This is a genomic window from Dyadobacter sp., assembly GCF_039919315.1.
Classification (GTDB): Bacteria; Bacteroidota; Bacteroidia; order Cytophagales; family Spirosomataceae; genus Dyadobacter.
In genome coordinates this window covers 16,116-41,944 of sequence record NZ_JBDSFX010000035.1, presented here as the reverse complement: position 1 = coordinate 41,944, position 25,829 = coordinate 16,116, and the positions used below count along the sequence as shown (strand labels likewise).

The 25,829-nt window shown below is 45.5% G+C and carries 19 protein-coding genes; 9 read left to right on the top strand and 10 right to left on the bottom strand.

What is annotated here, in order from left to right; translation table 11 throughout:
- Positions 1-30: 30 nt before the first annotated feature.
- The gene (locus ABIO93_RS10085; protein ID WP_348067125.1) at positions 31-1,518 is read right to left on the bottom strand and encodes an aldehyde dehydrogenase (NADP(+)); all 1,488 of its coding nucleotides are present in this window, start codon (positions 1,516-1,518) and stop codon (positions 31-33) included.
- 281 nt (positions 1,519-1,799) lie between these two features.
- Here ABIO93_RS10085 and ABIO93_RS10080 point away from each other — a divergent pair, with 281 nt between their 5' ends.
- The 5 genes from ABIO93_RS10080 (at position 1,800) to ABIO93_RS10060 (ending at position 11,637) form a co-directional block, all read left to right on the top strand.
- A complete protein-coding gene (locus ABIO93_RS10080; protein WP_348067123.1) occupies positions 1,800-2,891 on the top strand; it encodes a Gfo/Idh/MocA family oxidoreductase in 1,092 nt (363 codons plus the stop codon).
- A gap of 657 nt (positions 2,892-3,548) precedes the next feature.
- The gene (locus ABIO93_RS10075) at positions 3,549-6,776 is read left to right on the top strand and encodes a TonB-dependent receptor (RefSeq protein ID WP_348067121.1); all 3,228 of its coding nucleotides are present in this window, start codon (positions 3,549-3,551) and stop codon (positions 6,774-6,776) included.
- A 38-nt stretch (positions 6,777-6,814) separates the two neighbouring features.
- Positions 6,815-8,389: a RagB/SusD family nutrient uptake outer membrane protein gene (locus ABIO93_RS10070; protein WP_348067119.1), complete on the top strand. Its 1,575-nt coding sequence runs from the start codon at positions 6,815-6,817 to the stop codon at positions 8,387-8,389.
- A gap of 179 nt (positions 8,390-8,568) precedes the next feature.
- Entirely contained in the window at positions 8,569-10,539 is a 1,971-nt protein-coding gene (locus tag ABIO93_RS10065) for a T9SS type A sorting domain-containing protein (protein WP_348067270.1), read from the top strand.
- A gap of 93 nt (positions 10,540-10,632) precedes the next feature.
- Positions 10,633-11,637 (top strand): two-component regulator propeller domain-containing protein, encoded by a 1,005-nt coding sequence (locus ABIO93_RS10060; RefSeq protein WP_348067117.1) that lies wholly within the window; start codon positions 10,633-10,635, stop codon positions 11,635-11,637.
- Positions 11,638-11,685: 48 nt separating this feature from the next.
- On the opposite strand, the gene ABIO93_RS10055 is transcribed toward ABIO93_RS10060, so the two are convergent.
- The 6 genes from ABIO93_RS10055 to ABIO93_RS10030 form a co-directional block, all read right to left on the bottom strand.
- Complete coding sequence (locus tag ABIO93_RS10055) at positions 11,686-12,465, bottom strand: TIGR00266 family protein (protein ID WP_348067115.1); 780 nt, start codon at positions 12,463-12,465, stop codon at positions 11,686-11,688.
- Positions 12,466-12,517: 52 nt separating this feature from the next.
- Positions 12,518-12,772 carry a hypothetical protein gene (locus tag ABIO93_RS10050; RefSeq protein WP_348067268.1) on the bottom strand — a complete coding sequence of 85 codons (255 nt, stop codon included), beginning with the start codon at positions 12,770-12,772 and terminating at the stop codon, positions 12,518-12,520.
- 122 nt (positions 12,773-12,894) lie between these two features.
- Positions 12,895-14,445, bottom strand: coding sequence for a glutamate--tRNA ligase (gene gltX / locus ABIO93_RS10045; RefSeq protein ID WP_348067113.1), 1,551 nt, complete (start codon positions 14,443-14,445; stop codon positions 12,895-12,897).
- Positions 14,446-14,600: 155 nt separating this feature from the next.
- Positions 14,601-14,972, bottom strand: coding sequence for a Rid family detoxifying hydrolase (locus ABIO93_RS10040; protein ID WP_348067110.1), 372 nt, complete (start codon positions 14,970-14,972; stop codon positions 14,601-14,603).
- A 54-nt stretch (positions 14,973-15,026) separates the two neighbouring features.
- The gene (locus ABIO93_RS10035; RefSeq protein WP_348067266.1) at positions 15,027-15,545 is read right to left on the bottom strand and encodes an acyl-CoA thioesterase; all 519 of its coding nucleotides are present in this window, start codon (positions 15,543-15,545) and stop codon (positions 15,027-15,029) included.
- Positions 15,546-15,564: 19 nt separating this feature from the next.
- Positions 15,565-16,410, bottom strand: coding sequence for an outer membrane beta-barrel protein (locus tag ABIO93_RS10030; protein ID WP_348067108.1), 846 nt, complete (start codon positions 16,408-16,410; stop codon positions 15,565-15,567).
- A 117-nt stretch (positions 16,411-16,527) separates the two neighbouring features.
- On the opposite strand from ABIO93_RS10030, the gene ABIO93_RS10025 reads away from it, so the two are divergent.
- A complete protein-coding gene (locus tag ABIO93_RS10025) occupies positions 16,528-17,598 on the top strand; it encodes a hypothetical protein (RefSeq protein ID WP_348067106.1) in 1,071 nt (356 codons plus the stop codon).
- A gap of 57 nt (positions 17,599-17,655) precedes the next feature.
- Here ABIO93_RS10025 and ABIO93_RS10020 read toward each other — a convergent pair whose 3' ends face one another.
- The 3 genes from ABIO93_RS10020 to ABIO93_RS10010 form a co-directional block, all read right to left on the bottom strand.
- The gene (locus ABIO93_RS10020) at positions 17,656-18,351 is read right to left on the bottom strand and encodes a DUF2807 domain-containing protein (protein WP_348067104.1); all 696 of its coding nucleotides are present in this window, start codon (positions 18,349-18,351) and stop codon (positions 17,656-17,658) included.
- Positions 18,352-18,416: 65 nt separating this feature from the next.
- The gene (locus ABIO93_RS10015) at positions 18,417-20,975 is read right to left on the bottom strand and encodes a PspC domain-containing protein (RefSeq protein WP_348067102.1); all 2,559 of its coding nucleotides are present in this window, start codon (positions 20,973-20,975) and stop codon (positions 18,417-18,419) included.
- 29 nt (positions 20,976-21,004) lie between these two features.
- The gene (locus tag ABIO93_RS10010) at positions 21,005-21,379 is read right to left on the bottom strand and encodes a PadR family transcriptional regulator (RefSeq protein ID WP_348067100.1); all 375 of its coding nucleotides are present in this window, start codon (positions 21,377-21,379) and stop codon (positions 21,005-21,007) included.
- A 237-nt stretch (positions 21,380-21,616) separates the two neighbouring features.
- On the opposite strand from ABIO93_RS10010, the gene ABIO93_RS10005 reads away from it, so the two are divergent.
- The 3 genes from ABIO93_RS10005 to ABIO93_RS09995 all read left to right on the top strand — a co-directional run bounded on the left by ABIO93_RS10005 (position 21,617) and on the right by ABIO93_RS09995 (position 25,820).
- A complete protein-coding gene (locus tag ABIO93_RS10005; protein ID WP_348067098.1) occupies positions 21,617-22,126 on the top strand; it encodes a dihydrofolate reductase in 510 nt (169 codons plus the stop codon).
- Between the two features lie 33 nt (positions 22,127-22,159).
- Complete coding sequence (locus ABIO93_RS10000) at positions 22,160-24,967, top strand: C25 family cysteine peptidase (protein ID WP_348067096.1); 2,808 nt, start codon at positions 22,160-22,162, stop codon at positions 24,965-24,967.
- Positions 24,968-25,079: 112 nt separating this feature from the next.
- Positions 25,080-25,820, top strand: a complete 741-nt coding sequence (locus tag ABIO93_RS09995) for a DUF4290 domain-containing protein (protein WP_348067094.1) — start codon at positions 25,080-25,082, stop codon at positions 25,818-25,820.
- Positions 25,821-25,829: the final 9 nt, after the last annotated feature.

Here is a 25,829-nt window from a genome sequence, read left to right as displayed (position 1 = left end):
AGAAAGACTTGGTAAGTCTTCAAGACGGGGTCACCTTGACTTGGCAAGTCTTGCGTTCGTTAATTCATTATCAACAGTCCGCCAAATACCCAGCGGATTTGCATTTTTTAATTCATCGGGCAAAAATTCATCCGGCCAGTTCTGGAAACTCAATGGTCTCACAAAACGCTTGATCGAATCGGCTCCGACAGATGTGTACTGTGCGTTGCTCGACGATGGGAATGGCCCGCCGTGGTGCATGGATTTACAAACTTCCACTCCGGTAGGGAAATTATTAAAAATGATCCGCCCACATTTGGTCTGAATCACTGAAACCAGTTCCCGATAAGATGCGAGGTCTTCATTCGTCGCCAACAATGTGGCAGTAAGTTGTCCATGTATTTTGCCAGCAACTGCCAGCAACTCGTCAGCATCCTTACATTTCACGATCAATGCAAATGGCCCGAAAACTTCCTGCTGCAAATCATCATTAATCAGAAAATCAATGCCCGATACCGTCGCGACAGTAGCGGCACCCTGGCCTTCCGCTGCCTCTGCGGTAGCGACAGCGAGTAACGCAACGCCCGATTGCGAGGTTACCTTGTCACGATTGCCCGTGTAGCCTTTTGCAATGCCTGCATTCAACATCGGAGCAGGTACGATTTTCAGTATTTCTTCACTTAATGTCTCTGTGAATGCTTCCAGGCCTGGACCGTCTAGGCTAACCAACAGCCCTGGATTGGTACAAAACTGACCCACACCCAAAGTCAGCGAAGCGGCATATTGCCTGGCTGTTTCGCTGGCGGAGGCAGCTAGTTTTCCAGGCAAAAGAAATACGGGATTAATGCTGCCCATTTCTGCGAAAACTGGAATTGGCTCCGGACGCTTATTAGCAATATCGACCAACGCCAATCCGCCACGATTGGATCCAGTGAATCCTACGGCTTTGATCACCGGATGACTTACCAGCGCCTGTGCCTCTTCATTGGTTTCACAAAAAATATGTGCAAATGTTCCTTCGGGAAAACCACTTTTCTCAACTGCACGACTGATCGCGTCAGCCATGATTTGCGAGGTTTTGGGATGTCCCGGATGTGCTTTCACGACCACCGGACAACCCGCAGCAATAGCACTCGCGGTGTCGCCGCCCGCCGTTGAAAACGCAAACGGAAAATTACTTGCCCCAAAAACGGCCACAGGGCCCAATGCGACATTGGTTTTCCTGATATCAGGTTTCGGCGGGGTACGTTCTGTATTAGCAGTATCAATGCTGGCATCCAGCGACTGACCGCGTTCCACTGCGTCAGCATAGCTACGCCATTGAAATATAGTTCTTCCTTTTTCACCGTTAAGACGTGCTTCGGGCAGGTTGGATTCTGCCATCGCTGTCTGGATCAACTCTGGGCCCAGTGCTTCGATTTCCGCTGCAACGGTCCGCATGAAATCCACGCGCTTTGAAATCGGATAGGTATTAATGATGATAAAAGCCTCCTGTGATTTTTCCAGGATGCTATCCAATGTATCTTGTGAAGTAGTCATAGTTAAAGATCAGGTCTCAATTTATTTCAAAAGTAAATCATTCTACAATGCCGATGTTCTCATGTATTAATCATTTACTGACGAATTTTAACATAAATGAAAATCGGGTAGCGGCGAATTTCAGAAATATGTGCCACTCATCGTAGATTTTTTTTCACTCTAAAATCCGCCAGGGTAAAAAACGATTTAAATCTCTAATTTTGACACAAAATGAAGCATTGCTTTGTTCCTTGATTACCTATTCCCCATCTAACCCAAAATCTTAACATTACCCATTTACTATGTCATCTTTTGAAAATGAAAGCCCACTTCGCGTACTGGTAGTCGGTTGTGGCAATATGGGCGCATCCCATGCATTTGCCTATCAGTTATTGGATGGTTTTGAGATCTGCGGGATCGTTTCCACCGGAAAAAGTAAAGAAACCCTGAACGAAAAACTCGGTGGTGGTTACAGCCTTTTCAGCGACTATGATGCTGCATTAAAGGAAACCAAGCCTGACGCTGTCTGCATTTCGACCTACCCGGATACGCATGAGGATTTCGCGGTGAAGGCGTTGGAAGCAGGCGCGCACGTGTTTATTGAAAAACCATTGGCTGATACTGTCGACGGAGCGAAGCGTGTGGTAGAAGCTGCTACGAAAGCTGGTAAGAAAGTGGTTGTTGGCTACATTTTACGCGTTCACCCTTCATGGGAACGTTTTGTGGCGGAAGCGCAAAATCTTGGCAAGCCGCTAGTAATGCGTATGAACCTCAACCAGCAGAGCCACGGCTACATGTGGGGCGTTCACCGCAACCTCATGAAAAGCCTAAGCCCGATCGTGGACTGCGGCGTACATTATATAGATGTAATGTGCCAGATGACGCGCTCGAAACCACTTCGCGTGAATGCGATCGGTGCGCGGCTGACCGAGGATATCCCTGCTGGAAATTACAATTACGGACAACTTCAGATCTGGTTTGAAGATGGTTCAGTAGGCTGGTATGAGGCTGGCTGGGGACCCATGATCAGCGAAACTGCCTTCTTCGTTAAAGATGTGATCGGGCCGAAAGGATCTGCCTCCATTGTTGCCAAGGATGCTGGCGCAAGCGGCAAGTCGTCGTCCGTGGAAGCACATACCAAAACAGAATCCATTCGCATACATCACGCCGACCTGAATGATCAGGACGAATTTGTACACCAGGATACCTGGATCAACCTGGAAGACGAGCCTGACCACCAGGAGCTATGTAACCGAGAGCAGCGTTACTTCCTGAAAGCAGTTCGTGAAAACCTGGATCTGACGGATCATTTGCAGGATGCGGTAACCAGTTTGCAGATCGCTTTTGCATGCGATGAGTCGGTTCGCACAGGACGCACTGTTGACCTTGCCTAACGGCGGCTAGCAGGATTAATAGTGAAAAAACAGGAATGTTTTAGGTACCATTTTTGCAAAAACTAATACTAATCACTCAAAAATCACTCATTGTTTAACAAAAAACCGTTCTGCCAAATGTTGGCCTAGAACGGTTTTTTTGTGTCCAAATGGAGACTAACTGCCTGATCAGACGGGTCTAAGCGCCAATGTTAAGCGAAAATTATGCAAACGTTTGCACAAATAATTATGTTTTTTCTCCCGGCCTTATTCAAAATTTAGTGTTAAATATTATAATATTGCAAGGTGTTTTTAAGACTTATTAATTAATCACCACTGACACCAATCAACTTTGAGTATTTTTTTGGCAGGTTATGCTGCTTTTCTGATGCCTTTTTCGTCAACCCCATCCACGTCAGAAAACTTATTGTTGCCTTAGTCCCCTCCTAAAATTTAGAACAGGACTTGATGAGTCCACGCTGTGGTGAATCACAGGGTGCCAACGTATGATCAAAAATGAATAGAATTAAATAAACATTACCTATAACATTTTCAATTATTTTTTTAACTCAAACGAACATCTATGAATGACAAAACGCCGACCCTTTTAATCCCACCATTTTAACGCTGTGTATTTAGATTTCAAACTATGAAAAACGTTTAACTAACTAACCTTACATGAAAAATACCGATACTAATCAATGGCTGCTCCGAATGAGGAGCATCCGAAATTCCCTACTGATACTGCCGGCACTCTCGTGCCCCCTGATGGTAGCCGCCAACAATGTTGGAACCGCGACCACCTCTTTCATTAAAGTAGATAAAACAATCAAAGGTAAAGTAACCGACAAAGAAAACGGAGACGGTCTGCCGGGTGTGAACGTGGTGGTGAGAGGAACCAGCACGGGAACAACTACGGACGGAACCGGCAGCTACACCCTGTCGATCCCCGACAATGGTGCTACATTGGTTTTCAGCTTTGTAGGATATGTAAGCCAGGAAGTGGAAGTGGGCAACCGCTCCACATTGGATGTTGCAATCCAGTCTGACTCCAAGGCGCTTAGTGAAGTAGTCGTGATCGGGTACGGTACCGCGAAGAAATCTGACTTAACAGGAGCTGTTGGTTCCGTTAAAGAAGATCAGCTGCGCGAGCGCCCTTCCCCGTCTTTGAACCAGTCTCTGTCCGGTAAAGTACCAGGGGTACAGGTTAACATTAACTCAGGCCGCCCAGGCGGTAGGTCCAATGTTCGTATCCGTGGTTTCAGCTCGATCAACTCGTCTAACAACCCGTTATATGTAGTAGATGGAGTAATGCTTCCGCAAGCAACGCAAAATCAATACAGCTCGGCAATCGACTATATCAACCCTAATGATATCGTTTCTGTGGAAGTGTTGAAAGATGCGTCTTCTACTGCAATTTATGGAGCGAGAGGTGCGAATGGTGTAATCCTGGTTACCACTAAAAAGGGCAAGTCGGGCGAAGGCGTTGTTACCTATAATGTGGACATCAGCGTTCCTACCATCGGACCAAAAAGACCTCATACATTGAATGCACAACAGTATCTTGATGTAGAAGATCTTGCTTACAAAAACATCGAAAAATATGACCCTGCGGGATGGTCTTCCGGCAAATATGCCAACCTTGACCCGACAGTACGCAGAGCGGCTTTCTCTAAACTGCACCCGGACGTATTCACATTGTCAGGAGGTAAATATCTTCCTAACTACGATACTGACTGGTTCAAAGAAGCTACTCAGAACAAAATTTCTCAAAATCACCAATTAGGTTTCAGCGGCGGTAACAATAAAACGCAATATTCGCTGTCTCTGAACTACCGTGATGATCAAGGGCTTATTCAGAAATCTTTCCTGAAACGTTACTCAACCCGTTTCAGCATTGACGATCAGGTAAAGAGCTGGTTGAAAATCGGAGCTACATTGAGCTACAACAATCAGGCTGAAAACATCGTGGATATCAACGATGCGGTAGCACGTCAGATGGTAGAAGATTTCCCTTTCCTTCCTGTGAAATATCCAGACGGAACTTATGCTAACAACCGTGATTATCCACAGGCAGAAGGTTCTTTCAGCTCAATCCACAGATTGAACGGACGTAAATACAATGTCAATACTTCTACTACATTGGGTAGCTTGTATGGTAACCTTACCCTTGCAAAAGGTCTGGAATTGCGTTCAGTACTGGGTGTGAATATTATCAATCAGGAAGTAAACCAGTCACAGACACGTACGTTAGCTATTTCAGAATTTGGAACAGCCAGAAAAGAGTACAGAAAGGAGCAATTCTGGTCGTGGGAAAATTACCTGACTTACAACAAGAGCTGGGGAATTCACTCGATCAATGCATTGGCGGGTATCTCGTGGCAGGAAACAAACGTAGCTACAACAGGTACAGGCGTACGTAACTTCTCTACCGACTACTTCGGTTTCGATAACCTTGGAGCAGGTGCTACTTTGCCATCTGACGCGGTTGGTTCGGGTGCACAACGCTTTGCATTTAACTCCTACTTCGGTCGTTTGAACTATACATTGCTTGATAAGTACCTGTTCACAGTAACCGGACGTGCGGATGGATCTTCTAAATTCGGGGATAACCACAAATTTGCGTTCTTCCCATCTGCTGCATTGGCTTGGAAAGTATCGGATGAAGAATTCCTGAAAGGTAATGCTATCATTTCTAACCTGAAAGTACGTACCAGCTACGGTTTGACCGGTAACTCTGAAATTCCACCTTACTCATCACTTTCATTGCTAAGCTCGACTTACTCGACTATTTACAATGATACAAAGGTGAGCGGAACGGGTATCAACAGGTTGGCTAACCCTGACTTGAAATGGGAAAAAACAGCTCAGACAGATGCAGGTCTTGAAATCAGTTTCTTGAAAGGAAGAATTTCACTTGAAGCGGATTACTATTACAGAAAAACCACCGACATGCTTTTGGATGCTCCTGTACCACGTACCAGCGGTTATGCAGTAATCAGAAAGAACATTGGTTCAATGGAAAACAAAGGATTTGAATTCTCTTTGAACACGGTGAACATTGAAACAGGTGACTTCACATGGACGTCAAACTTCAATATTTCTTTGAACAAGAACAAAGTACTTACGCTGGCAACTCCTTCCGATATCTTCGGTGTGGGTGGTCCTAACTTTACAAACCAAACCGGTATCATCCGTATTGGCGAGCCTGTTGGATCATTCTGGGGACTTACCCGTCTGGGAACATGGAGCGAGGCTGAAAGAGATCAGGCTGCACAGTTTACCAGCTACCGTAACAACCTTAAAATGTTGCCTGGTGACATCAAGTACAAAGACGTGAATGGTGACAAAGCGATTACTGATGCTGACCGTAGCATTATCGGTAACGGTAGCCCAAAAGGCTGGGGATCATTCACTAACACAGTTCGTTACAAAGCGTTTGACCTGACATTGGATCTGGCTTATTCTTACGGTAATGATGTATTGGATATGACATTGCACCCAAGTGAAGACCGCGTTTCTATTGCAAACAGCTACACTTCCGTATTGAATGCATGGACTCCTACCAACCAGAATACGCCGGTTGCTGAGATTCGTGAAACAAGAGCGGGATATGTGACCAACGTGGATTCTCACTGGGTTTTTGACGGTTCGTTCCTTCGCGGAAGAAACTTACTGCTAGGATATAACTTCCCTGCGGAAATGGTTAGCAAAATCAAGCTGAGCAAACTGAGATTCTATCTTTCTGCACAAAACTTCTTCTTGTTGACTAAATACCCTCACGGAGATCCGGAAGTAACACCAACCAATGGTGATCAAAATAGCAACGTGTTTTCGCAAGGTATGATCTGGCACGGATATCCAAAGCCAACAACATACATGGCTGGATTACAGATCGCGTTTTAATGAGCTGTTTCATCATTTAATTAAAAAAGATATTCAAAATGAAGTTATATAATTTCAAAAACGTAGCTAAAATACTTCTCTGCGGCTCCATCTTGCTTGGGCCAACGAGTTGCTCCGATTTCCTTGACGAGCAGGATCCGTCAAACCTTACGCCGGAAAGCTTTTACACGATTCCGGATCACGCTGAGGCAGCAGTAGCGTCAACCTACGCAGGCTTACGGTTTTATGGTGACGGAGCCGGGATCTTTTCTGCAAACTGGCAAATGCTGGAAGCCGTAACAGGTACAGCAACTACTGAAACAGGTCAGAATTCAGATTTGAACAACTTGTATTCACTTACTTACGACGGTAACACGGCGCATATCGTAAACTGGTGGAATGGTTTGTACAGAATTGTTGCCAATGCTAACCTGGCATTGGAAAAGATTCCAACCATTCCTTTCCTTGCTCCTGCAACCGAAGCTCAAAAAACCAAACTGATCGGTGAAGCACGTTTCTTGCGTGCATGGGCTTACTTTAACATTGTCAGACTTTGGGGAGATGCTCCTTTGATCACCAAACCACAGACTGCTGAATCAGAAGATTTCATGCCTGGCCGTACGCCGCAGGAAGAAGTTTACAAGCTGATCGTCGAAGATCTGCTTGCAGCGGAAGCAGCTGGTTTCCCGGTAACCGAAACCAATGGTCGTGCGAGTCAAATGGCTGTAAAATCACTTTTGTCGAAAGTATACCTGACAATGGCTGGTTTCCCATTGAGCAAAGGTGCGTCTCACTACAAGCTTGCTGCTGATAAAGCATTGGAAGTAATCACTTATGCCAATGCAAACCCTGCAACGATCAACCTGTTCGCTACTTACAAACAAGTACACCAGGAAAGTCTTAAAAACCGCGTTGAGCACATTTTCCAGATCCAGTACAATGTTGCTGTGGCTGGAAACCCGCTCGGAGATTACTATCCTAACTTTAAGCCTGTGACTTTTTCAGGTCCGGGTGGAACAGGAAGTACAGTTCCTACGCCAACTTTCTACGCTTCGTATGAAAAAGGTGATTTAAGAGCCAAAGATCAGGAAGGATACTTCTATACCACTTATTTTACAAATGGTGATGGTGCTCCTTTCAACCTGGGTGCTCCTTACGTATTCAAGCATTTCAACCAGACAGCCAATGGCTCACAAGGCGTACCAGGATCGCGTAATAACAACCTGAATGTACCTTTGATCCGCTACGCAGAAGTTCTTCTGATATTCGCAGAAGCACAAAACGAATTGGGTGCTCCTACTCAGGCTGCATACGACGCCTATAAAAAAGTAAGGGACAGATCTACGCTTGCAACTCCTGCTTTGGGAACTTTCACCCAGGCATCCTTCCGCGAGGCAGTATGGAGAGAGCGCTGGTACGAGTTCTGCTACGAAGGTATCACCTGGTTTGATATGGTTCGTTTGCGTAAAGTATTCAACGAAAAAACCAAAGGCTTTGACAACTTCGTAGGTCACCTTAACCTGAATGTTGGTTCCGGTGTTCCTTTGCAGGAAAAACATTTACTGTTCCCATTGGGTATCCAGGAAATGAAAAATAACCCGAAACTGACTCCTCAGAACCCAGGTTATAACTAAGCATTGGAGTGATATTAAAGAGCCGGCCCGGTTGCAGTTCATGCATCGGGCCGGCTCTTTTTTTGTTAAGTTGCCTCTCTTTCCAAATTAGAATCAATTTTCGGCTAATTTCAATCGTTAAAGATATTCTGACAAGAAACGTGCATATGGTGAAATGGCTGCAAGTTCTGTTCTTCTTGATGACTGTACCCGCCAGCCTTTACGCGCAGCTGACCGTTACGTCACCCGTTAATAACCAGGTCATGCAGCGTGATCAGGCTGGTAACGCTACCATTCCAATCACCGGATACGCCTATTCCCCCTACGCCCGCATTACCGCTTCCCTTACGCCTGTCGAAGGAAATGTGCATAAAGCCAAACAATGGTCATTCGATCAGGAGCAAGTACAGCAGGGATTCCTGAGTACGACAATAAAGGCAGAAACTGGCTGGTACCGGTTGAAACTGATCGGATATTCCGACGAAGGCATTACGGATTCTGTGGTCGTCCCGCGTGTGGGTGTGGGAGAAGTATTGATGGTGACCGGTAATTCCAATGCAATGGGCTTGCCGGGACTGGGCGCAAAAAGCACGTCCTCCCAAGTCGTTTCGATGAACGCAGTCAACAAAACCTTGAATGCCGAAAACATCACCGTGGCACCCGACGAACCGATGCAGCCGCCGCAATTTGAAATACTCAAAAGTGATAATTACATTTTCCCCAATGGTGAAACGGCCTGGTACTGGGGCGAATTGGGCGAAATACTCTCCAAAAGATGGAATACGCCGGTCCTGTTTTTCAATGCAGCCTGGGCAGCGGCGAATTCTGAAAACTACCGCGACGCTGCTTCGGGAAAGGATGCGTATAATTTGTATGTAGGCAAATTCTGGCCTAACCGCCAACCTTATAGCAACATTGTCAACACTATCAGGTATTTTGCCTCATACAGTGGGATCAGGGCGGTGCTATGGTCACATGGTGAAAATGATGCCCAACTAGCTTTTAAGGAAGAAGACTACTTTAATTATATCCGAACACTGATAGCGAACAGCAGACTGGACACGGGTTACAACATTCCGTGGGTAATCGCCCGAAATTCGGCAAGTAACACACAGAAAGATCCCTACCTGCCGATTCTGAATGCGCAGAACCGGCTGACCGAGATCAAGAACTTCAATACATTCAAAGGCCCCTACCTCGATACTATTCAAATTCCCAGACCCGTATCAGGCCATTTTGAAAATGTCGCGGGCGGCATGCAGGGGCTAACATTGGCGGCCACTTCCTGGAACCGCAGCTTACAGGATTCTATTGTAAAAAAAATCATCCCTATCCAGCCTGCATACTTCATTCATACGGGTGTCACCCCGGCGAGACTGTACCCGGGCGCATCGTTTACACTCCCGTATGAGATCACCGGTGCGGCTCCCGGTACCATTTCAATGCAGGCTGAATTATTGGATAAAGCAGGTAAATATGTGGCTATTGCAGGTTCAGGCACAAAAAGTCCGTTATTCATCACCATACCCACCAACATTCCCAATGGTGATTACAGGATCAGGGTCACTGCCAGTAAACCGGTTCTTCCCGGAAGCGTGTCTGATGCATTTTATGTAAACAGTAATTACAAGGAGGTTGAATTTTTCAATACCATTGCGGCCAGGACCCAGGGCCAAAATATTTTTGTATCATGGTTGCTGGCTGCTGATCCGGAATTGGAACAAATGACCCTTCAAAAAACCATAGACGGCGTTAATTACAATGATCTGCAAAGCTTTGACGCTGCCGACGCAGTTTCACAGGTATATGGTTATAAGGACATTAATCCGGGACAAGGCAGTATATTTTACAAGCTGCAAATGAAATATTCGAATGGTACCATCGCCTATTCTACCATTGTAACACTCTTTTTAAACGGAGCCCCGCCGGAATTGCTCGTGTTTCCAAACCCGGTCAATAATCAGCAGTTTTATTTGAAGGCTGCTGCCGGTAAGACAATCCAGTGCGTGCTCTTTGATATGCAGGGAAATGAGCATCCGATCTATACCTCCGACAGGGAAGCGATTGGATTAATTACCGTGAGGCCAGTATATCATTTACCTTCTGGTATTTATATTTTGAAAACCATTGCAGATAATGGTAGCAGTACGCAAAGGGTACTTTTCAGATAGCTTGCCAATGTTCAATTTTTAATGGGAAAATAACAACCTTCTGAGCAATTATTGTGTCCGTCCTAAACAGCGTTCCAACCCAACTTTGAAGTGATGAAAAATATACTACTCCTGTGCCTCTTCGCATTCATAATGGTTTCCTGCAAAAAAGACGGAAAAGACGGCGACCCTTTTCCCGACAGCTTTTCAGAAGCCATTTTAAAAGACTACTTCGTCACAGCCATTGCTTTTGATAAAGCGGGCACTGCCTGGCTCGGGACATTAAATCAGGGCCTTATTAAATATGATGGCAGCTCCACAGTTGTTTATGATTCTACCAATTCCATTTTCAGTAAGGCTGTTATTAGTGATATTAAAATTGATAAAAAAGGAAATATCTGGGTTGGAAGCGACGATTTGATTAGGTACGACGGTTCCAAATTCACCAGAATTGATGCAAAAAGTTTTGGTCTGCCCCGAAACCACGTCCAAACTATCGCCATTGATTCGAAAGACAATGTATGGTTTTCGTGCAGTAGCTTCCGGTCGGGAGGACTCGTAAAATATGACGGAACTACATTTACCACATTCACGCCGCAGAATTCAAAGATACCCGGGAATATGGTCCAGAGCCTGGCAGTAGACGGAGAAGATCGCTTATGGATCGCAGTCAATGATGCCGTGAACACGACGGCGCTGGTGAAGATCGAGAATGGGCAGTTGCAGATTTACAGAGGTAAGGAGATAGGTGTTGACTCGTACTACTATGGCAATATCGTCACCAACAAGCAGAACGAACTGGTGGCTTCTATCAACTATATGCTGTCCAGTAACATGGTTACCGGGCGGCCGCAGATCTTTAAATTTAATGGTAAAAAAGCCGATGTATTGAATCTGCCGAATGAAAATGTAGTCATTTACCAAACGCACAAGATATTCGTCGATAGCAGGGACTATGTATGGGCTTCATTTTTCGGTGACCAAAACTACGGGGTGTCCAAGGACGGTGAGTGGAATTTAAGGAACCTTGATACGGAAGGTATTTTTGCTTTTTGTGAAAGTCCCCGGGAGACAATCTGGTTGGGGACTAGTAAAGGTGTGTTTATATTAAAACAATAGAGGCAAGCGCGCATCCACCTGCCTCTACCTATTTCCTTGATTCGAATATTAACTTTCAAATAACCTGCCAAGCCCTCCTATCACGGAGCCGCTTTCTTTCCCAGCATTTGGCCCCATAACGGACAGTCTCTGAATCAGTTTGGAGATTGGCATTGACTGTATCCAGCAACGGCCGGTGCCTCTCAATGTAGCCAGGAACATTCCTTCGCCACCAAAAACCATTGATTTCAGGCCGCCCGAACGTTGGATATCAAAACTCAGTGATTGTTCAAAAGCTACTACACAACCCGTATCCACACGCAATGTTTCGTTATTAAGCTGCCTTTCGATCACAACTCCTCCGGCATGCACAAAAGCAAGTCCGTCGCCTTTCAATTTTTGAAGTATAAAACCTTCGCCACCAAAAAGACCCGATCCGAAGCGCTGGTTAAAGTGTATTTTCATACTTGTACCCATTGCCGCACATAGGAAGCCGTCTTTCTGAACGATCAACTCATTGCCATAGATCTTCGAAAGGTCGATAGGCATCACTGTTCCCGGGTAGGGAGCCGAAAAAGCTACCTTTTTCTTACCTACCCCACGGTTTGTAAAATGCGTCATGAAGAGCGATTCTCCTGTGATCAAACGTGTACCCGCCTGGAAAATCTTGCCCATGACGCTTTGATTAGCCTCCGAGCCATCACCCATTTTGGTTTCGAACTGAATGCCGTCCTCCATAAAAAGCATAGCACCGGCCTCGGCAATCACTGTTTCGTTTGGATCCAGCTCAATTTCCACAACCTGGATATCGTCGCCAATAATTTTGTAATCAATTTCGTGTGAGATCATCTTTACGCAAAAGGTTTAATTGATAGTAAGTTTGAACTGCAGTAACGGCTTGCTATTCCTCCTCCTCTTCTTCCTCTTCAGACGTTTTTTTCTTTTTCCGCGTTTTTCTGCCTGGAATGTCTTCCCGGTCGCGCAGCTTCTTGTCATCTACATTTTTGTTCAAAAATTCATTGATACGGTCCATATCGAAGCTGGTCGTAATTTCACCGAATGAATTGATCTGAATGTCAAAACCGTCCAGATCTTTATGCACGCGCGGTTTTTCCTGTGTCGGCTTGGACGTATCTGCTTGTTTTTTCTTAGCCATGTGTCTGATCGAAATAAGCCGCTCACGCGGTGGCCGCGTCCACGGGGGTGTATCAATGATTACGAAATTATGCAATGATCAATCTGGTTTCAATGTAATTTGATCATGCGGTCATATTAGGATTATGCCAGGCGAATTTGAGCCGGTAAGCGGTCAACCGCATTTTCCAGCCTTGCTATCACTTCCGGTTTGCCCAGGATCTCCATGGTGATCATCAGATCTGGCCCCGTACCGGCACCGGTCACTGCCAGACGCAGCGCCTGCATGATCTTGCCCATTTTGATACCCAGGAATTCCATCGTCGCAGACAGTAATTCCTTGATGTCGTGCGCAACAAATTCTCCTTCGAATTGCGTCAGTGCATCCTTAAATCCTGAAATAGCATTGACCGCTTCTTCATTCCATTTTTTAACCACCACATCCTGGTCATAGGTATCAGGCGCATGGAATAAAAAGACAGATTCGGTTGCGATCTCTTTGATGAAATGTACCCTGTCTTTCAGCAAATGAACGATCTGAACGATCTGCGATTCGCTTACTTCAATTCCTTTTTCCTGATAAAGCGGTATCAGCGCGGCAATAATCGATGAGTCGTCAAGCTGTTTCACATATTGCTGGTTGAACCAGTTCGCCTTCTGAATGTCAAACCGGGCACCTGCTTTATGCACACGTTCAAAACTGAAAGAACTAATCAGTTCCTCCATACTGAACATTTCCTGCTCAGTACCGGCATTCCAGCCCAGCAATGCGAGGAAGTTAGCCGTAGCAGCGGGAAGATAGCCTTCTTCACGGAAGCCTTTCGCTTTGTCGCCGGTTACAGGGTCAGTCCATTCAAGCGGGAAAATAGGGAAACCGCCCAGGTCCGCATCGCGTTTAGACAGCTTTCCGTTTCCGTCAGGTTTTAATAACAAAGGTAAATGTGCAAACTGCGGCATTGTATTTTCCCAGCCCAGGTAACGATATAATAAAACGTGCAAAGGAGCCGATGGAAGCCATTCTTCCCCACGGATCACATGCGTAATGCCCATCAGGTGATCATCCACAATGTTAGCCAAATGGTAGGTAGGCATGCCGTCGGATTTCAATAATACCTTATCATCGATCTGTGATGAATGTACTACCACCCAGCCGCGGATCAGATCATTGAAACGAATTTCCTCTTTCGGCATGATCTTCATCCGGATCACGTAAGCTTCACCGCTTTCAATGCGAGCCTTTGTTTCTTCGGCAGATAATGTCAGCGAATTCGTCATTTCTGTACGGGTGATCGCATTGTATTGCGCCGCCGCCACTTTCGCTTCTTCGAGACGCTTGCGCATGTCGTCAAGCTGTTCAGGAGTATCAAAAGCGTAGTAAGCTTTTCCCTCTTCGATCAGCCTTTCAGCGTACTCACGGTACATTTCTTTTCTTTCCGACTGGCGGTAAGGTGCATTAGGGCCGCCTTGCTGCGGGCCTTCATCGATTTCAATGCCCAGCCATTGCAACGCTTCCAGTATATATTCTTCCGCCCCGGGAACGTAGCGGTTTTGGTCGGTATCTTCAATACGAAGCAACATCTGGCCACCCTGCTGGCGTGCAAACAAATAGTTATACAACGCGGTACGCACACCACCTGCGTGAAGCGGGCCGGTTGGGCTAGGGGCAAATCTTACTCGAACGGGTTGACTATTCATTTATTCTAAAACTATTTTACTTAATATAACTAGGTCTTGCGGATTGTCGGTTATTTTCATGTTGTGGTCATTGGTCGTCATTGATGGTCATTTTTTGTTTTGACTATATCTGACAATAAATGACTATACCTGACAATAAGTGACAACATCTGACACTACAACTCCACTGCAATCACCGATATTTCCACATTCACATCCTTAGGCAGGCGCGCAACTTGTACAGTCTCACGAGCGGGAGGCTCTTTGGTAAAAAAGCTTCCGTAAATTTCATTCACCGACGTAAAGTCATTCATATCCTTCAAAAATATGCTGGCTTTCACAACATTAGGAAAACCCAGGCCGGCTGCACCCAGAATATGACCGATGTTTTGCATCACCAGGCCAGTCTCCGCTTTGATATCGCCAGACTTCGCAGCCTCAGCGGCGATCTGTCCTGAAACATAAACAGTTCCGTTTACTTTAACAGCCTGGCTGTAAGGCCCGATCGGTGCCGGTGCTTTATCTGAAAATATGATTTCTTTGGACATATGTTAAATAGGATTGATCGGGTAAAATTACCAAATTATGATGTTCCGACCGCTTTATTCAGCCTGAAAAAGTGCTTTCAGTTCGGTGGCCTCCGTGGCTTTCATGCGCCCGGCCAGTACAAGCCGTAGCTGTCGGCGACGAAGTGCGCTCAAATGCAATTCATGCTCTTCATCAGTTTCGGGTTCCAATGCGGGTACTTCGATAGGTCTGCCGTTCTGGTCCACGGCTACAAATGTGTAAAAGGCCCTATTGGTACTAACCCGCAGGCCAGCAGGAATGTCTTCCGCCCACACTTCCAGAAATACTTCCATGGACGAGTTGAAAGCCCGGGTTACCTTCGCCCGCATCGTGACAATGTTACCCAGCCGTATGGGTTCAGTAAAAGACACATTATCCACCGATGCCGTCACAACAATGCGATTGGAATGCTTTTGGGCAGAAATGGCGGCGCAAATATCCATCCAGTGCAAAAGCCGCCCTCCCATTAGATTGTTAAGTGTATTGGTATCATTGGGAAGTACCATTTCGGTCATGGTCACTTCTGACTGGTGGGGATGTTTCGGCTTCAGCATCATCAGGTATTCAAATGGATTAAAATTTGGGACAACGGGTTTTTCTTCTTTCAATGGCCTGCATCCTGTTTCCTATCAGGTAAGTAGCGCGAACTTGCAGGAACAGATAACTGTCTTTGCTTTTCGCACTGCCCCGGCTCCATCCGGGCTGCCGGGGCTGCTCGCCTATCTCCGGGGCACGGTCAGAAAGCCGACGTGCCAGGTCGGTTGGAAGCTGGTCAGGATTAGGGTATACCGTACTGACATCATCCAGATAATCGGAATTGAGAAAATTATTGCAGAGCTCCACACCCAGGCTCAGCCGCTGGGTTGTTTTAAATGAGACCCCAATTCCTCCCGTGAATACCAATGGTAAGCGGCTGTACTTGATGCCCTCGGTCGTGAGCGGGGCAAGACTAACCCATTCATTATCAATTTCAGCTTTTGGATTCAGCAATGTAGCACCCACTCCACCGAAAATGTAGGGGTTAATGGGAGCCTGACGATTAAAAGAAAACAGATCAAACTGCAAACCCAGGTTCAGGTCAGGATTAAATGTTTTGAATGAGAGGTTATTCTGGAAATTTTTGGAATACTTTTGATCACCCGAAACCTGATAAAACCTTAGTTCTCCGCGCGCGCTCACATGCTCAGTGAGGCGGTATTGCGCACCCAAGGAAACAGATGGCCCCAAACCCAGATGCTTCATATTGACCCCATCGGCCAGGTCACCCATATAGTAAGCGATGCCGACACCGGCGGTAACGCTCAAAACGCCAAATGGATTAGTATAACGGCTGCCAAACTTGTTCCTTCCCTGAGCGATGGCGGCGGTTTGGAAAAGAGTCAGAAAGAGCACGATGGAAAGTAGATATTTTCTGATCATAACGTGAGCATAGGTAGTCTGTTGAACATTGCAAGTTGTAAAAGAAACTGATTTATCCCAAATTGTGAAAGTAATCATGGGTTACTTACTACTTCGGTTAAACAACGCTCACCTTTTATGCGAAAATTCAGGGTCATTATCTTGATCTCAATCATTACCTCTCTGGCATTCTCATGTTCAAAAGATAAAAAGGAAGTGGAGCCGATCTCTTGCACTTATCTTGGCAAAAATTATAAAGTAAATTACTCACAGAGTTTACAAGATGAGCACAATTCTGATCTTACGCTGGATGAAAAAGGCTTGTTGACTTCGGCGAACACGACCTATATCTCTATAAGCACCGATCCACAAACAAACATTGAATTTAATAGGTCAACAAATCAGAGAAAATATGCGTTTACATATGATGGGCAGGGTTTTCTAAAACAAATGATTGCTACTAAATCATTCATTGTCAAAACAACAGGCGGCTACTATGAAGGTAATTCAGGGCCATTCAAAAACGCCAGCAAGATCACAGTGGAGACTACGGATTTTACTTACGAATCCGACCATGTTGCGTCCAGCACATTGAAGAATGTAACTACATTTATTGGTGACCAGCAAAGTCCGGTTGAGACGACCGTTATCAGTAAAAGAGTTTATCAATACGATTCCAATGGGAAGACAATTACCTCCACCGAAACTTCTGAGGGTGGCAGTACCAGCGTGACCACTTATGCGAATGGCGTAAGAGCTTCCAATGTTTTTACAAGTACGAAAGGAGACAAACAGACGATCAATTACAATGACAAGGGTTTAGCAATCAAATACATTTTCAGCGTTGGAGGCTTTAATCTGGGTTATGATACAAATGGCAATCTAACTTCTGTTGAATCAATTGTGGATAACAAGGCTATCTTCAAGCAGGAATTCAAATATGATAATCATCCAAATCCCGATAACTTAATTCCTTTGAAATTTAAAGGCATTCCCGACCCAATCCCCACCATTCAGTCGACGGATGGCGTGAATAATCTTGTTGAAGAGAAAACCACCAACTTTCAGAACAATAACCTAGTGTCTGTGAATAAATTTTCCTATCAATACAACGCGGCGGGTTATCCCGAGAGCTTAACATCGATGCCAGACCCAAATCCGGATAAGCTAAGCTGGACTACGAATTACAGATATCAAAATTGTAAGTAACAAAAAACGGACCCACAAAATGCAGGTCCGTTTTTGTTTCATGGTGAATATAAAATCTTAATCTCTTTTCACTGAACTCGCTCCCGAGGTGCTGGAATGAATGTCTTTCGCGCCGCCTGAGTACCGGATACTGCTGGCACCACTAGCTTCGGCATTTACCGTGGCGCTGGCTACTACTGCGGCGCTGCTCGCTCCCGAAGCATCAATGTTGACGATTTTGCTCGAAAACTCTCTTCCTTTAAAAGATGATGCTCCTGAAACTTCCCCCGTCAGAATGTCTCCTTGCCCGGTCAATGTAAGCGATGACGCTCCTGACAAATCGAAGCTAACTTTGGGTGCCGACAGCGCCATGGTAACGCCCGATGCTCCTGAAACTTCAATATCCATGGTTTTCACACCGGTAAAATTGGAAACATTGGCCTTGCTGGCTCCCGAAAAATCAACTCCTTCCAAAGCAGGCATTGTGATATTGACATTCACAGTCTTTCTGTTTTTGTTCCAATTATTGCCTTTATAGCCCAGGTGGAATGTGCCTCCTTTTACCGACGATTCCAGATCGTCAAGATCCTCCTTGCGGCCCGAAGTTGAGATACTGAAACTACTCCCTTGCTTTACTTCAATCTTAAATGAGCTGCCCATAGACAATTTATTGAAACCGGAAGCTGAGAAGTTACGGGAATCCTGCGCATTCGCGCTCATTGCCAAGGTTGCCAGCGTGAAAACTGCGGCGCAAAATATGAGTGACTTTTTCATGGTATTAATTAGATTTTTTTGAAAAGATGACATCGCAATCTCAAAAGTTGCATCGGGTGTCATTATTATTCCTGCACATCAATTTTACTGGCGCCGCTGGCGTGACGGTTCAGGTTCGGCACCCTTCCCAATTCAACTTTCGAAGCGCCGGATGCATCCACATCCGCATTCTGAATACTCATTTCAGTGGCTGTAACTTTACAAGCACCGTGTGCGTCGATGTTAGCCGATTTGGCTGAACCTTTCAGAGTAGCCTTCGAAGCTCCTGAAACACCCACGGTAAGCTGGTCAGTTTCGACGTTGATCTCCGATTTCGAAGCACCTGAAATATCCACATTCAACTTGGCTAGTCCCTTAAAGCCGGTAACCAGCGTCTTGTTGGCTCCGGACAATGATAGTCCTTCCACTGTCGGCATCGTGATCACCAGTCCGATCCGTTTCCATTTATCGCTGTCGAACAAGCTGAATTCTGTGGTACGTTTTACTCTTAATGTGCCGTCTTCCACGTACACTTTCAGATCATCGACGTCCTCGGATTCTTCGCTGTCGGCAGTTACATTGTATTCTGCTCCCTGACGGATGATAATGGAATAGGCACCGCCGATATCCACTTTTTTGAAATCTCCAACAGGAAATTGTTTGCTGTAATTTCCGCGCTCGCCAAGTTCTAGGTCATTGTTATCGTCATATTCAAATGAATATCCTGAATTTTCGTTGCTCTCCCCCTCATTTTCACTACGAATGTATTTGGCAGGAATATTGGTACAGATCAGACCGGAATCGCGGCGCATTTCCCATATCAGGTTATTCCAGATAACATCACGGTTATCGCCAAGATCATAATGCTTGAGGTTTTGCTGATCTGTTTCCCAATGATTTAAGGAAAAGTAAAAATCACGGGACATTACAAACTTCTTGTTATAAGGAATGTTCACAATCAGGTCAATGCGTTGGTCCCTGTAAGGTCCGCGGCCAGCCAGCAATGGCCCTTCCTTAAAAAGGAACACAGAGTCCTTAACATCAACATTATACACTAATCCCGACGCATTTTTTTCCGCTTCCTGGCGACTTTTGCCACGGGCGTGTAATGTTTTGTCTAGTTTAATGCTGTCAGTTGTCGTGGTATATCCGGCCAGTCTGATATCGACATCTACATTTTCTTCATCATTGATATAATTGTAGTCCAATGTCAATGTTCCGGCAGGTGCCTGATAAAAAGTTGTCTGCACCACCTCTCCACGTTTAGCAAAATTTCTTTGGTAAGAAACACCGCCGATCGTGCTGCCAATGATCCCTACGATCCACAGACCAAGCATTGTAAGCCACACAGAACCACCCACAATTCTTTTGTTCGACAAAAGCGTCAGGCCCAGTAAAAGGAAGGTGACCAATGGAATAGCTGCTACAAGGATACCTGATAGAATCAGAACACCTGGTAATTCCTGGAAAATCAGAAAGGGAATGGGCAAATTGTCAAAAGCTGCTGAATTGGTCAGCCCCAATGCTACACCTCCGCCTATGACCAAAGTTAGCAAACCTAGTACCGACATGGCGATCAAAAACGCACCGATCAGGATCCTGATGATAGGGCCAAGACCCCTAAGCAACTTCCCCAATGCTCCTATGACCAGCGCAATGGCCCGGAAAGGGAAAAGCAACACTTTGGTAAGACCATGCTCCTCGCCACCTCTTTCTTCCAGGTTAAGGCTTTGCTTGATATTGGACTCAATATTGGAAAGCGTGATCGGCTCCCCCTGCATTTCCATTTTTTCCGTAAGCGTATTGGCGACAGGCGCAATGACCCAAAGTATAATGTATATCACAACTCCGGTTCCGAAAAGCAGGATTGATAACACCCAAAGGAATCGCACAACACCCAGATCCACGCCAAAATAAGAGGCTACACCCGCTGCTACACCGCCTACTACTTTACGGTCCGGATCACGGTAAAATTTCTTGATCTTGGTATCCTCTTCCAGCGTCGATGAACCCGGGAATGCTATCCACATGGCAATGTACACCAGTACCATAAACCCTGAAAACGGGCCAAATTCATCTTCCATATTAAGATCCAGCATTCCAGAACCGGCAGGTAAGCCTACTACTGCGAATAGGAACGCAAGCCTTACCCAAATCGGATCAATGGTGAAATAATGCGCCAGACCAGCAGCAACGCCGCCTAGCAATTTCCTGCGTAAATCTCTGTAAAGTTTTTTCGGGGCGCTTAGTGGTGTTACCGGCTCTGTTTTAGGAGCATGGTAAGTGGAAGATGAGGCAGAAGCCGTTTCCGGTTGTGGTGTTGATGCCTGTGACGGAGCTGATTCCAATGGATCGGCTAGAATGTCTTCCGCCTGTTCGATGGCTTCAAAATCAGCCACTGTTCCCATGGCTGCGATCAGTTCCTCCACATCGGAAAGTGAAATAACCTGCTTATTTTCCGCCTTTTGCTTGTTGAAAAACCGCTCTGCAATCCTGCCCTCAATGTCGGACACGATTTCCTTGCTGTCGGCAAAAGAAGAAAAATACTTTTGTATCGAAGTAAGGTAGCTTTTCAGTTTTTCGTAACCATCTTCCTCGATATGAAAGATGATGCCACCTATGTTAATGCTGATTGTCTTTTTCATGATTGAAGTAATCGAATGTCTCTAAATGATCAGTTAGGGTCAGGAAGGTTTATTGAAGCTCTTTTGCTCAATTCCTCTGAGCGATGTATCACCGTCTGTACAGACTCGGCCAGTTCAAACCACGTGGCCTGCATTGCATTCAGAAATATCTTCCCCTCATCCGTCAAAACATAATATTTCCTTGGAGGGCCCGAAGACGACTCCACCCATTTATAATCCAGCCAGCCCGAATTTTTTAACCTGGTAAGAAGCGGGTACAACGTCCCTTCCACCACCATGATGCGAGCGGACGTTAATTCATCCAACATATCCGAAGCGTATACTTCGCCCCTCGATATGATGTGCAGGATGCAGAATTCCAAAATTCCCTTCCGCATCTGCACTTGGGCATTTTCAATATTCATGTGGTCTCATGTGTTAATTAAATGAATAAGTTCATGGCTAACAGATAGAATCTAATGCTCTACTATTACAAAGGTATACACAGGTACTTTGTGATGCAAGGTACCATGTTAAAAAATTATTCTACTTTGGATGAATGGTGATTTTTCTAGCTAACCGGCAAAAAATGACCACTGACAGTTTGGTATCATTTTTTCAGTTCATATTAAAAGTCAAATACCAACTTAACCTAACTCATTTTGACACCGATACCACAACTTTATATCATCGCCGCCATGAGTGAAAACCATGTGATCGGCATGCAAAACCACCTGCCCTGGCACTTGCCCGACGAGTGGGTGCATTTCAAAAAAGTGACCGATGGGAAACCGTTTTTAATGGGCAGAAAAAGCTTCGAAGCGCCGGACGCGCTACACTCGTCTTACCGCAATGTGATCCTTACCTCTGATATTCCCGATCAGCCTGAACCGCTGACAGAGTATGCCAAAGATATTTCCGGTGCACTTGCGTTACTTTCTGGTGAAAGCGAAGTATTTGTATTAGGCGGGGCCACGGTTTTTCGTGAAATGCTTCCGCTGGTTCAAAAACTTTATCTAACCATTGTTCACACACAGGTAGAAGGAGATGCTTTTTTTCCGGTCGTCGATCAAAACGCCTGGGAACTAATCAGTTCTGAATTTCACGGGGTCGATGACCAACATATTTATTCGTTTTCAATGAATGTGTACGTCAGGAAGACATCCGATTGACAGGCTCTTCTTTCCCGTGGTACCAATTCACGTATGCACAGGATTTTTACACACACGCTTTGCTTGATTTGCTTCACATTAGTACTTCCATTATCTGCGGAAGCACAAAGGCTTTATGGAAATGAATGGATAGAACCCTGTCAGGTTTATTTCAGGATACCGGTTTCCAAAACCGGTATTTACAAAATCTCAACTGCGGAACTTCACAGGTACCGCGTTCCCGTTGATGAAATTCCCGCTGCCAGCCTACAAATGTTCCGACGGGGAAAAGAATTGGCCATTGAAACTACTACCGACGAATCGGGTAGGCTGGGCAACGACGGCTACTTGATTTTTTACGGAGAAAAGAATGACGGAGCTGCGGATTCGCTTTTATACACGTCTCCGGCGGCAATGCCTCACTCCTATTACAGTCTGTATTCCGACACAGCGGCTTATTTTTTGACCTGGAAAATGGACGGTACGGTTGGCAAAAGAATGCTGGTCAATGATCCTGAAATTCAGTCTGACACCGTGGGCTATCATGTTGAAGAGTCCTTGCAGCTTTTCAATTCACATTACCTGCCCGGACCGTTTTATCCAACGGGAAGCAATTTTGAAACGGGTTCAGTAGTAACTGCCTATGATACCGGCGAAGGCTGGACGGGACCGGAATTGAAGGAAAATCAGTCTTATGAAACGTCGGTCCAGACTGAAAATGCTGTTAAAAACCATTTTGAAAAAGCATCAATTGAAATTTTACTGGCAGGATGGTCACCCGGGCAGCATTCGTTTGAACTATGGACTGGGAGTATTAAAAACCCATTACGCAAGCTCACAAACATTGATTTTCTCGACAATAACACGGTGAAGATCCATGTGGAAATGTTACTTTCTGATCTGGAAAAAGACAACAAAGTCAATTTCACATTAGTACCGCTTGGAAAGGGAGGCCACATTTCAGTTTCTTATTTAAAGCTGAAATATCGGCAAAAGTCAAACACTCAGCCAGAAGAAACCATGCATGTCCATTCATGCCAGCCGGTCAAATTCCATCATACCAATCCACTTCTCACTGACTATCTGATCATTAGCCACCCATTAATGCGTCTTCCAATTGATGGTACCGATCCTGTCACGGCGTACGCAGACTATCGCGCTTCCACGGCGGGAGGAAGCTACAAGCCGCTGATCGTGCACAGTTCCGAGGTCTATGATGAGTTCAATTATGGTGATCCGGGGCCGCAGGGGATCAAAAACATGATCACCTGGCTGCATCAAAAGGGTAGTTTGAAGTTTGTCTTTCTGATCGGGAGATCCATTGACCCACAAAAAGCCCGGAAATTACCCGATGCAGGACAGGTGGATATGGTACCCAATGCAGGTTGGCCCGGCTCGGACATTGCCCTTGTAATGGCCACTAACCCCGATTCCGCCGACTGGCCGACGGTTCCGATCGGGAGGATTAATGCATTGAATGCGCAGCAAGTGCACGATTATCTGCAAAAAGTAAAGGCAATGGAGGCAGAACTTTCCCGATCACCCTGGCGGAAAAAAATTCTGCATTTGAGTGGCGGCCGATCGCGGGGCGAGCTTGCTTTGTTTAAAAGCTATGTAAAATCTTTTGAACAAAAGATACAAAATACTGCCCTGGCTGCGTCCGTAGTAACCATTTCCAAAGAAACAGACGATCCGGTGGAGAAGCTGCCAGTGTACGAGCCCGTCAACAAAGGTGTTGCATTAATGACGCTATTCGGGCATTCGGGGTTGGATGTTACGGATATTGACATTGGACTAGCCAGCGATCCCGCTTCCCGGTACCAAAACCATCCCCACTATCCTGCCGTCATCGTGAATGGCTGTGCCTCCGGAAGCATTTTTCATTCCACCAAAACCCTGAGCAGTGACTGGATTTTTGCACCTAAAAGTGGGGCGGTACTATTCCTTGCTCATACATTTAATGGTGTCTCCACGTCATTAAAACGCTATACCGACATTTTTTACGAAGTTTTGGCAGATTCTAACTTCACCAGCGCACCTTTCGGGATCATTCAACAAGAAGCCATCAAACGGAATATGCTTCGAAAGCCTGCTATACTGGATAAAATCACCGTCCAGCAGATGAATCTCCACGGCGACCCTGCCATCCGGATTTTCCCTGCCCGATTACCAGAAGCTGATGCGATTGATAGTTCAGCGATTGCCGATGATACAACTCCTGTCCTACTCGTCACGATCGATCAAAGACAAATCACTGATTTTGAATGTGTCTCAGACCAGCCGACGCTTGGTATTGAACTAATCGGTCATGATGAATCCGAAGTCCAGCGTGATACTTCCGGGATAACGATTTGGATGAAAAAGAAATGTCAGGGCTGCGGGGAAAAGAGGATTTACCTGAACCATGCGATTTGCAAAAACATTTCACCAGGACATTCATACCTGGAACTGACTTTACCTGCACCATTGGAAACCGGCACTTATCATGTTACCGTTCAGGCCAGGGACCGGAATCGCAATTTTGCTCCTGACTATGATATCAATTTCAAGGTCAGCGACTCAGATACATTGATTAACGTAAGCGTTTTTCCTAATCCGTCGACTGAATGGTTCAGGTTTGCAGCGGATTTTGAAGGTTTGAGCATCAGTCAGAACATGACACTTACCATTCACGATAGCTATGGACGAAAAGTAAAAGAATCCGTTTTTAAACCTCGCATTGGCAAAAATGAATGGTACTGGGCCCCCGAACGGCTACCGGCAGGATTGTATTTTTATTCCATCAAATCAGAACAAAATAGCGGGAGCCAATCATTGAAAACAGTAAAGACAATAAAAGGTAAACTGATCCGAGTTAATTAAATAACGTACTAAATCGATCGCTTATGGTTTGCTATGTGTCCTTTCGCCCACTCTGACATTTTCTTTCCGTAAAAACTTCTTATTTTTGCTGAATATAAAATAATTCAATCCCTTGAAAGAATACGGTAGTAACGTACAAAAACTTGCCGACCACATTGTAAAAATGGAGGATAAGGCAAAACGCAATCTTTACGCGCACATTCTGATTGAACTCATGCGGCAGATTCATCCCAACATGAGGGACAATCAGGACTATACCAATAAACTCTGGGACGACCTGTATATAATTTCCGGTTTTCAATTAGATGTAGATAGTCCTTTCCCGCCGCCATCGAAAGAGTCTTTGGGAAAACAACCGCTTAAAGTGGCGTATAATCAGCAAAACCTGATGTACCGCCATTACGGCCGGAACATTGATCTGTTGCTTGAAAAGGCGATCCAAACTGAAAATAAAGAGGATAAACTGGCATTCGTTTCCTACATTTTCCGCTTAATGCGGTCCTTCTTCAACACCTGGAACAAGGATAATCCCGAGGATAATGTGCTGCTGGTGCAACTTGCACAGCTTAGCAAAGGCCAGCTTACCGAAGAAATTGATTATATCAGAGCCAATGGCCCGGTAGATGCTGCTCCGAAGGATCGGAATAACAATAACCAGGAGCGTAATCGGGGTAATCACGTAGGAGGCGGCGGATTCAAAGCGCAGCCCAATCAACATGCTGAGCGGCAGGGCGGAAACAGCCAGGGTAACCCGAACAATCGCAACAGGCCCAACAACAAGTTCGCAGGCCGGAACAACAACAACGGTAATAATAACAACAACCGTAATAACCGTAAAAAACCTGGAATCTAGCATCCAGGT